This is a genomic window from Sphingomonas sp. PP-CE-1A-559 (assembly GCF_004340965.1).
Taxonomy (GTDB): Bacteria; Pseudomonadota; Alphaproteobacteria; order Sphingomonadales; family Sphingomonadaceae; genus Sphingomonas.
This window is the reverse complement of record NZ_SLYA01000001.1, coordinates 398710-413111: the sequence shown is the minus strand read 5'-3', so window position 1 is coordinate 413111 and position 14402 is coordinate 398710. Positions and strand designations below refer to the sequence as shown.

Sequence of the window (14402 nt, the reverse complement as noted above, 5' to 3'; positions counted from 1 at the left end):
GCCGCATGCTAACTCAGGCCACGCGCCACCACCATACGCCATCGTGCGTGTCGAGGGTCGCCCGGCCTTCGACTTCGAGGCGGCGGAGATGCGCGAGCGCTTCGCCGGTCGCCATGCCGAGCACGTCGGGCCCGATCGCGCGGCGGAACAGGCGGCCGAAGCAATCGACCGCTCGGCGGGGCTCGGCGAGGAAGACGGCGAGTTCGTCGAGTCGTTCGCGGTGTTCGCGGTCCATGGCGTCGAGGCGGGTGTGGAGGCCGGTGAACGGGTCGCCGTGGCCGGGGAGGACGAGCAGGTCGGCGGGCAGCGTCTTGAGCTTGGCGATCGAGGCGAACCATTCGCCCAAGGGATCGGCGTTCGGTTCGGTCACACCTAGCGAGACGTTGGGGCTGATGCGGGGGAGGACCTGGTCGCCGGCGATGAGGATGCCGCCGGCTTCGTCGTACAGGCACGCGTGTTCGGGGGAGTGGCCGGAGCCGGTAACGATCCGCCAGTCGCGCGTACCGATGGTGAGCGTGTCGCCGTCTTCGATGCGGGTGTAGCTGAGCGGGAGCGGCGTGATGATTTTGCGGAAGCCGGCCCAGCCCTTGGCGGTAGCGTGGTCGATCTGTTCTGGGTCCCAGCCTGCGCTGCGCCAGAAGGCGAGCATTTCGTGCGGGACCGAGTCGCGCGCGTCGGCGGCGAGCATGCGCGCGGTGAGCCACTCGGCGCGGGTCATGATCAGGGGGGCGGCGTGGTAGTCGCACATCCAGCCGGCGAGACCGACATGGTCCGGGTGGAAGTGGGTGCCGATTATTTTAGTGATGCGGGTGTTGGCTTTGGGGCCTTTGAAGATGGCTTTCCAGGCGTCGCGTGCGGCCGCGGTGTTCATGCCGGTGTCGACCAGCGCTTCGCCGTCGGTGTCGGTGAGGAGCCAGCAGTTTACGTGGCGTAAGGGGCCAGGGATGTGGAGGCGGACCCAGTCTATGCCGGGGGCGACCTGCATCGTTTCGCCCGATGCGGGCTCCGCGCCGCCGAAGGGGTAGGTCAGGCCCTTGTGGCTGGCGGGCACGAAATCTGTGTCGGGTGCGGTTACCATCCGTTGCAGTTAGCAACGGAGTGTTCGGGGGGATAGTGTTGGCGAATGTGACGAACTTCACTCCGTCATCCTGACGAAAGTCAGGATCCAGAGCCAAGAACGTCGGCCCGACTTACCCTGGATCCTGACTTTCGTCAGGATGACGGACGAAGGGTTTGCGCTTGCCTCCCCCTTCCGTCGGGCGAGGGCCAGCCGCCCCGCTTGACAGGAAATTAGTTGGGCTCGCGAGAATTCGCGTGCGCCCCATTACCCGGACTGGATCGGCACGTTTCAGTTTAGACGAAGGAAGCTTGTTTCCCCGCGAAGGCGGGGACCCAGACTGGGCTCCCGCCTTCACGGGAGAACATGGAGGCGCGGACTGTTCGACATCACTGCCGCCGCCTTGTGCGTCGGCTAATCTCGCTAGCCGTATCGTATGCGGAGAACGCGGGGCCGCCCCCCTGCCCCCCTCCCGCTTGCGGGAGGGGAAGTGCGGTCAACGCTTGAAGGGGTCGTCGAAGAGCGGCTTGACGGGCAACACGCCGCCGTCTGCCACGAACTGTGCGTCCGCAGCCGCCTGGGTGCGCTCGGCGCGGAGCTGCTGGAGGAGCACTTCGCGGTCGCCTTCGAGGCGCGTGTCGGTCGGGGCTTCCATGCCGGCTGCCTTTGCCGCCTTCGCCACCGCGGCGTCGAGTTCGCGCTGCGAGGTCAGGCCGAGCGTGACCGGGTCCTTGGGCGTGATGTTGGCGATGTTCCAGTGGCTGCGATCGCGGATCGCGGCGATCGTCGTGCGGGTGGTGCCGATCAGCAGCGAGATCGCGCCGTCCGTGATCTCGGGGTGGTTGCGGATGATCCACGAGATGCCGTCGGGCTTGTCCTGGCGCTTCGAGACCGGCGTGTAGCGCGGCCCCTTGGTGCGGCGGACCTGCTCGGGGCCCTTGATCATCTTGAGCTGGTAATCGGGATCGGCAGCACCCTTGTCGATCTCTTCCTGCGTCACTTCGTGCGCGCGGACCGGATCGCGACCGGTGAGCTTGGTCGAGGTCGTGTCGTCGGCGATCGCCTGGATCTCGAGGATGTGCAGGCCGCAGAAGTCCGCGATCTGCTCGAAGCTGAGCGCGGTATTGTCGACCATCCAGGCGGCGGTCGCGTGGGGCATGAGCGGCTGGGCCACGGCGGAAACTCCGTAAAAATAGAAAGGGCCGCCCCTTTCGGAGCGGCCTGACATGAGAGAGACTTAGTGCGCGCGGGGGCAACAGGCAAGCGAACAAGCTCAGGCGGCCATGAGCTTTCCTTCGAGGGGGACGAGCGCGTGAAGGAACTGGCGCGCGCTGGCGGGCCAGCTGTAGCGCGCGGCATAGGCGGCGCAGGTGACGCTGTCGCGGGTCAGCGCGGTGGCGATCGCGGTGTCGAGGTCTTCGTGCATTGCGCCGACGCGGTCGTCGAGGACGTCTATCGGGCCAGTTACAGGGTACGCCGCGACTGGGGTGCCGCACGCGAGCGCTTCGATCATGACGAGGCCGAATGTGTCGGTGCGGCTCGGGAAGACGAGGACGTCGGCGGTGCGGTACGCGGCAGCGAGGTCGAGGCCGGAGCGCTGGCCGAGGAAGACGGCGTCGGGGAAGCGGCGGGCGAGCGTGGCGCGGGCGGGGCCGTCGCCGACGACGACCTTGGTGCCTGGATGCGCGGAGGACAGGAACGCCTCGATGTTCTTCTCCACCGCGACGCGCCCGACATAGAGGAGGATTGGGCCGGGCAGCGCCGCCATCTCGGGATCGCGGGCGCCGTCTAATCCGAACTGCGCGAAGTCGACGCCCCGGCCCCATTCGCGGACCTGATGCAGGCCTTGGGCTGCGAGCGTTGCCGCGACCGAGGGCGTGGAGACCAGGATCGACTGGGCGGGGCGGTGGAACCAGCGGATGTAGCGCCAGATCCAGTCCGGGTTCGCGCCGGTGCGGGCGGCGATATAGTCGGGGAACTGCGTGTGATACGCGCTGGTGAACGGGAGCGCGCGGGCGAGACACCAGTTGCGGGCGGCGAGGCACACCGGTCCTTCGGTGGCGAGGTGGATCGCGTCGGCGCCGAACGCGGCGAGCATGCGGCCGACGGCGCCCGAGCGCGCGAAGGCGAGGCGGATCTCGGGGTAGGTCGGGCATGGCATCGAGGCGAAACGTTCGGGAGAGACTACCAGGACCTCGTGGCCGATCGATTCGAGTTCGCGCTGCACCGACTGGAGAGTGCGGACAACGCCGTTGACTTGCGGGCTCCAGGCGTCCGTGACGATTGCGATACGCATCCGCTTATCCTTTCTTACCCTCTCCCGTCGGGAGAGGGAGGGGCCCGGCCGGCGCAGCCGGGTGGGAGGGTGAGGGCACGCTTCAACTGGCGTTGCGGACTTGCCCTCACCCGCGCCGCTGACGCGGCTTGCCCTCTCCCCGACGGGGAGGGGGTTAAGTCAGGCGGCCAGGGCTATGACCTTGTCGCGTTCGCGGGCGGCGATTTCGTCGCCCCAGTGGAGGAGCTCCATGCGGCCATCGAAATGCTCGACCAAGGCCGTGCAGCCTTCGACCCAGTCGCCGTCGTTGTAGTAAGCGATGCCCGCGATCTCGCGCATTTCGGCGGTGTGGATGTGGCCGCAGACCACGCCTTCGACACCGCGGACGCCGGCGGCGTGCGCGACGACTTCCTCGAAGTGCGAGATGAAGGCGACCGCGTTCTTGACCTTGGCCTTGGCGTGCTTCGACAGCGACCAATAAGGCATGCCCATGCGGCGGCGGGCGCCGTTGACCCAGCGGTTGAGGCCCATCAGCATCGTGTAGGCGGCGTCGCCGATATGCGCGACCCATCGGTGTGCGAGCGTGATCGCATCGAACTCGTCGCCGTGGAGGACCAGCAGGCGGCGACCGTCAGCCGTCTCGTGGATCGCGTTGTGGCGGATCGAGATGCCCCCCAGGTCGAGGCCGGAATATTGCCGGAACACTTCGTCGTGGTTGCCGGGGATGTAGACGACGCGGGTGCCGCGCTTGGCGCGCTTGAGCAGGCGCCAGATCACGTCGTTGTGCGCGGCGGGCCAGTAAAATTTCTTCTTGAGCCGCCAGCCGTCGATCATGTCGCCGACCAGGTACATCGTCTCGCTGTCGACGTGATCGAGGAAGTCGTTGAGCATCCCGGCATTGCAGCCGCGGGTGCCGAGATGGACGTCGGAGATCCAGATCGTGCGATACTGGCGCCGCTCGACGACCGGCTCGGGTACGGCGGGCCGGGAGTGGATGAAGTCGGCGATATCGGTGATGTCGGCGCCAACGAAGCTAGATGGCGAAAACGTCGTGATGGCGTTCATGAGCCTGCCCCCGCAAAACTATCCTTGTCGCGAGTATTAGGCGAGTATTGTTACAGGGTGGTCGCAGTCCGGTGACTGTTCCAAGTCATGGGCGAGGATAGATTGTTTTCCCGCGAAGGCGGGAATCCAGACTGGGCTCCCGCCTTCGCGGGAGAACGAGATACAATTCCACCCCGGCGAAGGCCGGGGCCCAAATGGGGATGCTGAGTAAGGACCCGGTGTGCTTCATCACAACGACCTTCCCACTTGGGCCCCGGCCTTCGCCGGGGTGGCGGCATTAGTGGCGTACCCCTCACTCCATCGTCAGCACGATCTTCCCGACGTGGTCGCCCGCTTCCATCCGCGTGTGTGCCGCCGGTGCGTCCGCAAACGCGAAGGTGCGGTCGATCACGGGCTTCAGCTTCCCGGCCTCGACATGTGGCCAAACCGTCCGCGACAATTCGTCCGCCACCAGCGACTTGAACGCCGTGTCGCGCGGGCGGAGCGTCGAGCCGGTCAGCGTCAGGCGGCGGCGCATGATCTCGAACAGGGGGACGGTCGCCGTCGCGCCACCCATGACCGCGATCGACACATGCCGGCCGTCTTCCGCGAGGCATTGCAGGTTGCGCGGGACGTAGTCGCCACCGACCATGTCGAGCACCGCCGCGACGCCCTTGCCGCCGGTGATCTCCTTCACGCGCTCGACGAAATCCTCGGACTTGTAGTCGATCGCGTGCGTCGCGCCGAGGCTCAGCGCAGCTTCGCACTTGGCCTTCGAGCCGGCCGTCACGATGATGTCGATGCCGAAGACGTTGCACAGCCCGATCGCCATCGTGCCAATGCCCGAAGTGCCGCCGTGGACAAGGACCGTATCGCCCTCCATCGCGTAGGCGCGCTCGAACAGGTTGGTCCAGACGGTGAAGAGCGTCTCGGGCATCGCCGCCGCCTCGACCATCGTCAGCGCCTCGGGGACGGGGAGGCACTGGCCGAACGGCGCGACCGCATATTCCGCATACGCGCCGCCCGAGATCAGCGCGCAGACGAGCTGGCCGATCTGTTCGTCGCCGACGCCTTCGCCGACTGCGACGATCGTGCCGGAGATTTCCATGCCGAGAATCGAGGGGGCACCCGGCGGCGGCGGATACTTGCCCTGGCGCTGCATCACCTCCGGTCGGTTGACCCCGGCGGCTGCCACCTTGACCAGCACCTCGCCCTGCCCCGGCTTGGGCACGGGACGGTCGACGAGGACCAGCACTTCGGGACCGCCGGGCTGTTCCGGATCGATCGCCTTCATCACCTCGGGTACACGTAAGTTACTGGATTGGTTTTCGGGTATCGCGGTCATTGCTCGTCACGTCCCTTTAGATTTCCGCGCCTTATTGACATCACTCGGGTGCGGGTCAACGTTACAGAAACTATGGAACCGGACGACACCCCCTCCCGTCCCGACGATCTGCTCGACGCGCTCGTGCGACAGGACCTCGATCCGTTGTCGGTCGCCGAGCTCGATGCGCGGATCACCGTGCTGCAGGGCGAGATCGCGCGCTGCCAGCTGAAGAAGGACCGCGCGGTCAGTCACCGCGCCAGCGCCGACGACCTCTTCAGGCGGTGATCGCGCTGCCCGCCTCCACAAGCGTCGCATTTAGGCAGCGCAGGAACGGACGGGGCCGGGTTCAAGTGCTTGATGCGACCGATATCAGTTCCGACATAGTGGCAAAGGGCTCGCGTTCTCGCGGCCCGACAGGAGTATTGTAAATGCCATCATTTGCACCCGCCCTCGAGACCACGCTGCACAAGGCGCTCGAGGCGGCATCGTCCCGGCGCCACGAATATGCGACGCTGGAGCATCTGCTGCTCGCGCTGATCGACGACGAACATGCGTCGAAGGTCATGACCGCGTGCAACGTCGAGATCGGCGATCTGAAGAACACCGTCTCGCACTACCTCGACAGCGAACTCGATGCGCTGAAGGTCGATGCGGCGACCGATCCCTCCCCCACCAGCGGGTTCCAGCGCGTCGTCCAGCGCGCGATCCTGCACGTCCAGTCCTCGGGCCGCGACGAAGTGACCGGCGCCAACGTGCTCGTCGCCTTGTTCAGCGAGCGCGAGAGCTATGCCGTCTATTTCTTGCAACAGCAGGACATGAGCCGCCTCGATGCGGTCAGCTTCATCAGCCACGGTGTCGGCAAGGGCGGACAGCATGCGACCGAAGCATCCACGCCAAAGGGTGCGGACGACGAGAAGCCGGCCAAGGGACAGGAGAAGGGCAAGACGGAAAGCGCGCTCAAGCAATTCACGGTCGACCTCAACGAGAAGGCCAAGAACGGCAAGGTCGATCCCCTGATCGGGCGCGGGCCGGAAGTGGATCGCACGATCCAGATCCTGTGCCGCCGGTCGAAGAACAACCCGCTCTATGTCGGTGATCCCGGCGTTGGCAAGACCGCGATCGCGGAAGGCCTGGCGCGGAAGATCGTCGAGGGCGACGTGCCCGACGTGCTGTTGCCAGCGGTGATCTATTCTCTCGATATGGGCGCATTGCTGGCCGGTACGCGGTATCGTGGCGACTTCGAGGAGCGACTGAAGGCGGTCGTCAACGAACTCGAGAAGCTGCCTGACGCGGTGCTGTTCATCGACGAGATCCACACCGTGATCGGTGCGGGTGCGACGAGTGGCGGCGCTATGGATGCGTCGAACCTGCTCAAGCCGGCTTTGTCGGGCGGTACGATCCGGTGCATCGGCTCGACGACGTACAAGGAGTTCCGCAATCACTTCGAGAAGGATCGCGCGTTGCTGCGGCGCTTCCAGAAGATCGATGTCAACGAGCCGACGATCGAGGACACCATCAAGATCCTCGCGGGCCTGCGCTCGGCGTTCGAGGATCACCACAACGTCAAGTACACCCCCGATGCGATCAAGTCGGCGGTCGAGCTGTCGGCGCGGTACATCAACGACCGCAAGCTGCCGGACAAGGCGATCGACGTGATCGACGAGGTCGGCGCGATGCAGATGCTGGTGCCGCCGAACAAGCGGAAGAAGACGATCACCCCCAAGGAGATCGAACAGGTCATCGCGACGATGGCACGGATCCCGCCGAAGTCGGTCTCGACCGATGACAAGCTGGCATTGGCCACGCTTGAGACGGATCTGAAGCGCGTAGTGTTCGGGCAGAATGCGGCGATCGAGAAGCTGTCGTCGGCGATCAAGCTGGCGCGGGCGGGTCTGCGCGAGCCGGAGAAGCCGATCGGCAATTATCTGTTCACCGGGCCTACCGGTGTCGGCAAGACCGAAGTCGCCAAGCAGCTGTCGACGATCCTCGGCATTCCGCTCCAGCGGTTCGACATGTCCGAATATATGGAGCGGCATTCGGTCAGCCGTCTGATCGGTGCGCCTCCGGGCTATGTCGGGTTCGACCAGGGTGGTCTGCTGACCGATGCGATCGATCAGAACCCGCACTGCGTCCTGTTGCTTGACGAGATCGAGAAGGCGCATCCGGACCTGTTCAACATCTTGTTGCAGGTGATGGATAACGGGCGGCTAACCGACCAGCATGGCAAGTCGGTCGATTTCCGCAACGTCATCCTGATCATGACGACCAATGCGGGTGCCAGCGACATGGCACGCGAGACGGTCGGCTTCGGCAACCTGTCGCGTGAGGGCGAGGACGAGGTGGCCGTGACGAAGATGTTCACGCCGGAATTCCGCAATCGTCTCGATGCGGTGGTGCCGTTCGGGTACCTGCCGACCGAAGTGGTGGCGCGGGTAGTGGACAAGTTCATCCTCCAGCTCGAGCTCCAGCTGGCGGATCGCGGCGTGCACATCGTCCTCGACGACGAGTCGAAGGCGTGGCTCACGACCAAGGGCTACGACAAGCTGTACGGTGCACGGCCGATGGGTCGCCTGATCCAGGAGAAGATCAAGCAGCCGCTCGCCGAGGAACTGCTGTTCGGCAAGCTGGTCCATGGCGGCGAGGTGACGGTGAAGATGAAGGACGGCGCGCTGTCGTTCGCGATCGAGCCTGCCGCGCCCAAGAAGCCCAAGAAGAAGGGCAAGACCGAGACGGTCGACGCCAGCTAACGATTATCAACCTGGTTCAGCGAGAGCTGGACCAGGTTTGATTTGAGGTGGCTGGATGAACAGCACTCTCAGTTCTACCAATCCTCTTTCGGTTCGCGCCCTGTTCTGTCGCTAGGACTGGATCGGCGGTGAGGACGAAGCGACGTCACGAAGCCAATAGCGCGGTTCGAATTGCGAGCCAAATCGGCATAAATCGATCCAGTATGGTCGAAATCCGATTGATTACGCCATCGTACGGGCGCCTCTTTACCATTAATTGGCGAAGGCGGCTTAGACGGTGTCTGCATGACGTTCGGGTTTCGTATCACTTGGCTCATCGGCATCGTTGCGACGGCGTTGGCGATGCTCGGTGCTGCACCGGCCGAGGCCCGGACCGGGCAACTGCTCGATGTCTGTATTATGCGGGCTACTCCAGCAATTTCCGTCCCTGCCTTGTTTCGAACGCCTTCACGGTTCGACTGCACCACGCCCCAGTCGGCCTATGGGTCCGGCGATTTCTGGGTTCTGTCGCAGGTTTTGCCGACGAACCTGACGCACATCCCTGATCTGCGTGCCCTGACCGCGAGCGTCTGGCAGGATCGCGTCACGCTCTTCGTTCTTTATGCAGACGGCGCAATCCGCCGTACCGGGTTCACCAGTCGCACGTCCGGCCGCCATCTCATGATCGGCGCAACCCTATCTCTGACGCTGCCGCCGCACGTTGCGCCCCCCGTCCGCCTGCTTTGGCACGTCGAGGGTTCGGCGAATTTGCGGGGCGTCGTACTCGGGCCGACACTCGCAACGGCCGCAGAAGCCGCAGAGAGCGAGATCATCCTGTCGGCGCTGTATGCAAGCTTCGGCGGGATGGCGATCGCGTTGATCGTCTACAATCTGGCGTTGTGGGGTGCGCTTCGACAGTCGTTCCAGCCGGTCTACTGCCTTCTGGTACTGTGCTTGCTCGGGTACGCCTTTTCGTCGTCAGCCGCGCTGGGCCAGCTTGTGCCGTCGCTCGACAACAACGTCCGCTTGAAACTCAACGTATGTTTGCTGGCGATCTGTGCGGGCATGGTCCTGGTCTTCGCACGCGCTTTTTTCGAGCGTGCGGTGTTCGATGGTTGGCCGCGCCCCGCCAGCAACGTGGCGCTCGCGACGCTCGCCACGTCCGGAATTGCGTTCGCGATCCTGGCGCCGTGGCAGATCTACTGGCTCGATCGGTTGCTGACGCTCAGTTACATTCCGCTGATCGCGTTGGTGCCGCCTGTGCTGTACCGAGCCTGGCGGGTCCGCAGCAGCTACCTCTGGATGTTCACGCTCGCCTGGGGTGCGCCCATCGTCTTTGCCAGCCTGCGGATCGCCGGTGCGCTGGGGCTGATGTCGTGGAGTTTCTGGATCGATAATTCGACGATGATCTCCATGATGCTGGAGGCGCTGCTGTCCAGCCTGGCGATCGCGTACCGGATTCGCCTGCTCAGCGTCGAACGCGACGACGCGCGCGAACAGGAGATCGCGGCGCGGTTGCTGGCGGATACCGAGCCGCTGACAGGGTTGCTCAATCGCCGTGCATTCCTGGATCGCGCGATCGGACGGTCGGGCGATCAGATGCTGCTGATCGCGGATGTCGATCACTTCAAGCACGTTAACGAGACGATCGGCCATGATGGCGGCGACGAAGTCCTGCGGGTCGTGGCGCGAGTGTTGCGCAACGCGGTGCCGCCCGACGCTCTGGTCGCGAGGATCGGCGGTGAGGAGTTCGCCATTCTCATCGATGCGACGACGCCGGTCCTGCCCGACACGATCCTCGAGCGATTACGCAGCCAGCGCATGCCGTTCGACATGGCAATAACCGCCAGCATCGGCTGCTGTACGGGGCCGTTGCAGCGCGAATCCGACTGGAAGGCGCTGTATCGCAGCGCCGATCGCGCGCTGTTCGCGGCCAAGGGCGCCGGGCGCGATCGGTCGCGCGACGCAGGCATACTGCCGATTGCCGCTTGAAGCCGGTTCGCTTGCGAAACGGCAACGCGTGAGCCATGATCGCACGTCTGGGAGATCGACGATGCGGAACCGGAAACTTGTGTTGGCGGTGGCGGGGCTTGCGCTCGTGACGCTCGCCGTGCGCCATCCGACCGCAGACTTCCGGCTGATCACGCACGACAAGAGCGACCCCTCGCCACACCGGATGCAGGCCGTCGTCGATTTCGGACTGGTCGGTGTCTCGGTCTTGTACACCTGGACCGTCAACCGCCTGCGGTAAGCGCGTGCCGCATATCCGGCGCCCTCTCGCGCGTCCTTGACCCTCGTCGCGTGCCTGCGCCATAGCGACGGACATGGACACGCCGATCGAAGACCTCGCGTTCGAGGATGCACTGAAGGAACTCGAGCTTATCGTCGGGAAGCTGGAAAGTGGCGACACGCCGCTTCAGCAGGCGATCGAGCTGTACGAGCGCGGCAATAAGCTGCGTCAGCGTTGTGCCGACCGGCTCGATGCGGCGCAGGCACGGATCGAGGCGATCCGGCTCGACGGCGACGGCAAGCCTGCCGGCGTCCGCCCGTTCGCGGCGGGCTGACGCGGTGAGCGGGATGCCCGTCACGCTTGATGCCGCGCTTGCCGAAGTCTCCGCGGAGATCGACCGGCAATTCGACCAGCTGCTGACCATTCCGGACGATCCGCGCGGCGACCTGTACCGCGCGATGCGGCATGCCGCGATCGGCGGCGGTAAGCGACTGCGTCCCTTGCTCGTGTTCGCGACCGCCAATCTGTTCGACGTGGCACGCGGATGTTCGGCACGGGCGGCGACGGCGATCGAGGCGATCCACGTCTATTCGCTGATCCACGACGATCTGCCGTCGATGGACGACGACGACATGCGCCGCGGCAAGCCGACCGTGCACAAGCTGTTCGACGAGGCGACCGCGATCCTGGCGGGCGATTGCCTGCACGCGATGGCGTTCGAGATCCTGGCCGATCCGGCGACGCATGCCGATCCGTTCGTGCGGATCGAACTGGTCATGGATCTCGCGCGGGCTTCCGGGCCGAACGGCATGGCCGGCGGCCAGAAGATGGACATCGAGGCGGAGAACACGCGCTTCGACCTCAACACCGTGACCAGGTTGCAGCAGATGAAGACGGGCGCGCTGATCTCGGCGTCGGTCGAGGCTGGCGCGATCCTCGGACGGCTGCCACCGGAAGGTCGCGTGGGCCTGCGTGGCTACGCGCACGACCTTGGGCTGGCGTTCCAGATCGCCGACGACCTGCTCGATGCCGAGGGCGACGAGGCGGTCGTCGGCAAGTCGCTGCGCAAGGACGAGGTCGCCGGCAAGGAGACGTTCCTGTCGCTGCTCGGACCCGAGCGTGCGCGCGAACAGGCGCGGATGCTCGTCGATCAGGCGGTCGCGCATCTCCATAGCTACGGCAAGGAAGCCGACCTGTTGCGAGATATCGCCCGTTTCGTGCTCGAACGCGACCGCTAAGTCTATCACCGGGGAGTTCAACATGACCGCACGGATTGGCGTTTACCCCGGGACCTTCGATCCGGTCACGTTGGGTCATATGGACATCATCCGGCGCGGCGCGAAGCTGGTCGACCGGCTGGTGATCGGCGTCACGACCAATCCGTCGAAGTCGCCGATGTTCACGATCGAGGAACGAATGGCGACGGTGCGCCGCGAGGTCGCGGACGTCGATGGCGATATCGAAGTGGTCGCGTTCGATTCGCTGCTGATGGACTTTGCCGAGCGGCAGGGGGCGAAGGTGATCGTCCGCGGCCTGCGCGCCGTCGCCGATTTCGAGTACGAATATCAGATGGCGGGGATGAACCAGCAGATCAATCCGCGCGTCGAGACGGTGTTCCTGATGGCCGACGTCGCGTTGCAGCCGATCGCGAGCCGACTGGTGAAGGAGATCGCACTGTACGGCGGGAATATCGCCAAGTTCGTGCCGGAATCGGTGCGCGAAGAAGTGGTCGCTCGCGTCGAGAAGATCGGCCGCAAGGGGAGCTGACCTTCTTCGCCCCTCCCTGGAAGGGAGGGGTTGGGGTGGGTCAGGTTCCGCTTGGTCGAACGTTTGAGGCTCAAGCGGGCCTACCCACCCCCGGCCCCTCCCTTCCAGGGAGGGGAGCAGCGATCCCCCTCACGTTCAGATTGGCGCAAGCGGGGATTTGCTCTAAGTGGCGGCAGCCTGGTTGCGCCGGGCCTCTTTCGAGTGGGAATTTGATGCGCTTTTTCGTCGGAATGTTCGCGTTGCTCGGGTGCCTGGTCACGGTACCGGCTGGTGCAGCGCAGAAGAAGGAAGTCGTGGCGCCTGCCGTTCGCGCGACCCCGCCCCTGACCACGGATACGCAGAACCTGCTGCTGCTCGACCTGTCGACCGGCGGGCGCGTGACGATCTGGCTGCGCCCGGACGTCGCGCCGCTGATGGTCGAGCGGATCAAGACGCTCACCCGCCAGCATTTCTATGACGGCCTCGCGTTCCACCGCGTGATCGATGGCTTCATGGCGCAGGGCGGCGATCCCAAGGGCGACGGCACCGGTGGCTCGACGCTCCCCGACGTGAAGGCGGAGTTCAATTACCTGCCGCATGTTCGTGGTGCCGTCTCGGCGGCACGCTCGGACAAGGAGGACAGCGCGAACAGCCAGTTCTTCATCGTCTTCCAGCCGCGACTGAGCCTCGACAAGAAATATACCGTGTTCGGTCGCGTGCTCGACGGAATGCAGTATGTTGACGCGATCGAGCGCGGCGAGCCGCCGGCGAACCCGTCGCGGATCGTCCATGCGTATATCGCGGCCGACAATCCTCCGGCGTACATGGCTGGGCCGCCTGCCCCCGCGCTCGGTGCACCGGTGACGTTGCCGGGCACGGCTTCGGGGCCGAACGCGGCCAAGCCAAAGCTCGCGCCGGCCGCTCGCAAGGCGCCGGTAAAGAAGGCTCCTGCAAAGAAGTGATTCCACGTTGAACGTCGACCTTTTCGACTTCGACCTGCCGACCGACAACATCGCGCTCCGCCCTGCGGCGCCGCGCGATGCTGCGCGGATGCTGGTGCTCGAAGGTGACGCCACCAGGGATGCGAGCGTTGTGGACCTGCCGTCGTTGCTGCGGCGTGGCGACATGCTCGTGTTCAACGATACGCGCGTGATCCCCGCGCAGCTCGACGGGCGAAGAGGCGATGCGAAGATCGGCGCGACGCTGCACAAGCGCGAGGGGCCGCGGCGGTGGCGCGCGTTCATTCGCAACGCGCGGCGGCTGCGCGATGGCGACGTGATCGAGTTCGGCAACGGCGTCAGCGCGGCGGCGGTCGATCGCGAGGATGACGGCAGCTACGCGCTGGTCTTCGCGGGCGACGAGCCGGTCGAGTTGTTGCTGGAGCGCGCGGGCCACATGCCCCTGCCCCCGTATATCGCCGGCAAGCGGCCGACCGACGAACGCGATGCGGACGATTACCAGACGATGTTCGCGTCCGAGCCGGGTGCGGTCGCAGCGCCGACCGCGGCACTGCACTTCACACCAGGGTTGATGGCGGCGCTCGAGGCGGCGGGGATCGAGCATGCGACGCTGACGCTGCATGTCGGCGCAGGGACGTTCCTTCCCGTAAAGGCGACCGACACGACCGAGCACAAGATGCACGCCGAGTGGGGCCGGATCGACGCCGCCACCGCCGATCGGCTTAATGCGGTTCGCGCGAACAATGGTCGCGTGATCGCGGTCGGGACGACGTCGCTGCGGCTGATCGAGAGCGCGACCGGCGAGGACGACGTGATCCGCCCGTTCGACGGCGACACCGCGATCTTCATCACGCCGGGATACCGGTTCCGCGGGATCGACGGCTTGATGACCAATTTCCATCTGCCGCGCTCGACGTTGTTCATGCTCGTGTCGGCGCTGATGGGGCGCGAGCGGATGCAGGCGGCGTATGCGCATGCGATCGCCGGGAAGTATCGCTTTTACAGCTATGGCGACGCCTCGCTTCTGCTGCCATGACG

General features: G+C 65.3%; 14 protein-coding genes. 9 read left to right on the top strand and 5 right to left on the bottom strand.

The features are described from left to right. Positions 1-13: 13 nt before the first annotated feature. The 5 genes from C8J42_RS01740 to C8J42_RS01720 all read right to left on the bottom strand — a co-directional run bounded on the left by C8J42_RS01740 (position 14) and on the right by C8J42_RS01720 (position 5721). Positions 14-1078 carry an MBL fold metallo-hydrolase gene (locus C8J42_RS01740; RefSeq protein WP_133018703.1) on the bottom strand — a complete coding sequence of 355 codons (1065 nt, stop codon included), beginning with the start codon at positions 1076-1078 and terminating at the stop codon, positions 14-16. Between the two features lie 475 nt (positions 1079-1553). Further along, a complete protein-coding gene (locus C8J42_RS01735) occupies positions 1554-2231 on the bottom strand; it encodes a DUF1013 domain-containing protein (protein ID WP_056484483.1) in 678 nt (225 codons plus the stop codon). A 99-nt stretch (positions 2232-2330) separates the two neighbouring features. Then, positions 2331-3353 (bottom strand): glycosyltransferase family 1 protein, encoded by a 1023-nt coding sequence (locus tag C8J42_RS01730; RefSeq protein ID WP_133018702.1) that lies wholly within the window; start codon positions 3351-3353, stop codon positions 2331-2333. A gap of 159 nt (positions 3354-3512) precedes the next feature. Next, complete coding sequence (locus C8J42_RS01725) at positions 3513-4397, bottom strand: UDP-2,3-diacylglucosamine diphosphatase (protein ID WP_133018701.1); 885 nt, start codon at positions 4395-4397, stop codon at positions 3513-3515. A gap of 292 nt (positions 4398-4689) precedes the next feature. Then, entirely contained in the window at positions 4690-5721 is a 1032-nt protein-coding gene (locus C8J42_RS01720) for an NAD(P)H-quinone oxidoreductase (protein WP_243644004.1), read from the bottom strand. A 72-nt stretch (positions 5722-5793) separates the two neighbouring features. On the opposite strand from C8J42_RS01720, the gene C8J42_RS01715 reads away from it, so the two are divergent. From C8J42_RS01715 to queA, 9 genes are all read left to right on the top strand, one after another. Then, on the top strand, positions 5794-5988 hold the full coding sequence (locus C8J42_RS01715) for a DUF1192 domain-containing protein (RefSeq protein ID WP_056060574.1): 195 nt from the start codon (positions 5794-5796) through the stop codon (positions 5986-5988). Between the two features lie 143 nt (positions 5989-6131). Further along, the gene (gene clpA / locus C8J42_RS01710) at positions 6132-8450 is read left to right on the top strand and encodes an ATP-dependent Clp protease ATP-binding subunit ClpA (protein ID WP_133018700.1); all 2319 of its coding nucleotides are present in this window, start codon (positions 6132-6134) and stop codon (positions 8448-8450) included. A gap of 285 nt (positions 8451-8735) precedes the next feature. Then, positions 8736-10421 (top strand): diguanylate cyclase, encoded by a 1686-nt coding sequence (locus tag C8J42_RS01705; RefSeq protein ID WP_243644003.1) that lies wholly within the window; start codon positions 8736-8738, stop codon positions 10419-10421. A gap of 61 nt (positions 10422-10482) precedes the next feature. Beyond that, a complete protein-coding gene (locus C8J42_RS01700) occupies positions 10483-10680 on the top strand; it encodes a hypothetical protein (RefSeq protein WP_133018699.1) in 198 nt (65 codons plus the stop codon). A 73-nt stretch (positions 10681-10753) separates the two neighbouring features. Continuing rightward, positions 10754-10993, top strand: coding sequence for an exodeoxyribonuclease VII small subunit (locus tag C8J42_RS01695; RefSeq protein ID WP_056060585.1), 240 nt, complete (start codon positions 10754-10756; stop codon positions 10991-10993). 13 nt (positions 10994-11006) lie between these two features. Continuing rightward, positions 11007-11897: a farnesyl diphosphate synthase gene (locus tag C8J42_RS01690; protein WP_133018698.1), complete on the top strand. Its 891-nt coding sequence runs from the start codon at positions 11007-11009 to the stop codon at positions 11895-11897. 22 nt (positions 11898-11919) lie between these two features. Next, complete coding sequence (gene coaD / locus C8J42_RS01685; RefSeq protein ID WP_056060588.1) at positions 11920-12426, top strand: pantetheine-phosphate adenylyltransferase; 507 nt, start codon at positions 11920-11922, stop codon at positions 12424-12426. Between the two features lie 212 nt (positions 12427-12638). Next, positions 12639-13367, top strand: a complete 729-nt coding sequence (locus tag C8J42_RS01680; RefSeq protein ID WP_133018697.1) for a peptidylprolyl isomerase — start codon at positions 12639-12641, stop codon at positions 13365-13367. 7 nt (positions 13368-13374) lie between these two features. Then, on the top strand, positions 13375-14400 hold the full coding sequence (gene queA, locus C8J42_RS01675; RefSeq protein WP_133018696.1) for a tRNA preQ1(34) S-adenosylmethionine ribosyltransferase-isomerase QueA: 1026 nt from the start codon (positions 13375-13377) through the stop codon (positions 14398-14400). The last annotated feature ends 2 nt before the right edge of the window (positions 14401-14402 follow it).

Excerpts from the sequence above, each read along its gene's own strand:
- C8J42_RS01740 (WP_133018703.1), bottom strand. The coding sequence starts at position 1,078 with ATGGTAACCGCACCCGACACAGATTTCGTGCCCGCCAGCCACAAGGGC.
- C8J42_RS01730 (WP_133018702.1), bottom strand. The coding sequence starts at position 3,353 with ATGCGTATCGCAATCGTCACGGACGCCTGGAGCCCGCAAGTCAACGGC.
- C8J42_RS01725 (WP_133018701.1), bottom strand. The coding sequence starts at position 4,397 with ATGAACGCCATCACGACGTTTTCGCCATCTAGCTTCGTTGGCGCCGAC.
- C8J42_RS01720 (WP_243644004.1), bottom strand. The coding sequence starts at position 5,721 with ATGACCGCGATACCCGAAAACCAATCCAGTAACTTACGTGTACCCGAG.
- C8J42_RS01715 (WP_056060574.1), top strand. The coding sequence starts at position 5,794 with ATGGAACCGGACGACACCCCCTCCCGTCCCGACGATCTGCTCGACGCG.
- clpA (WP_133018700.1), top strand. The coding sequence starts at position 6,132 with ATGCCATCATTTGCACCCGCCCTCGAGACCACGCTGCACAAGGCGCTC.
- C8J42_RS01705 (WP_243644003.1), top strand. The coding sequence starts at position 8,736 with ATGACGTTCGGGTTTCGTATCACTTGGCTCATCGGCATCGTTGCGACG.
- C8J42_RS01700 (WP_133018699.1), top strand. The coding sequence starts at position 10,483 with ATGCGGAACCGGAAACTTGTGTTGGCGGTGGCGGGGCTTGCGCTCGTG.
- C8J42_RS01695 (WP_056060585.1), top strand. The coding sequence starts at position 10,754 with ATGGACACGCCGATCGAAGACCTCGCGTTCGAGGATGCACTGAAGGAA.
- C8J42_RS01690 (WP_133018698.1), top strand. The coding sequence starts at position 11,007 with ATGCCCGTCACGCTTGATGCCGCGCTTGCCGAAGTCTCCGCGGAGATC.
- coaD (WP_056060588.1), top strand. The coding sequence starts at position 11,920 with ATGACCGCACGGATTGGCGTTTACCCCGGGACCTTCGATCCGGTCACG.
- C8J42_RS01680 (WP_133018697.1), top strand. The coding sequence starts at position 12,639 with ATGCGCTTTTTCGTCGGAATGTTCGCGTTGCTCGGGTGCCTGGTCACG.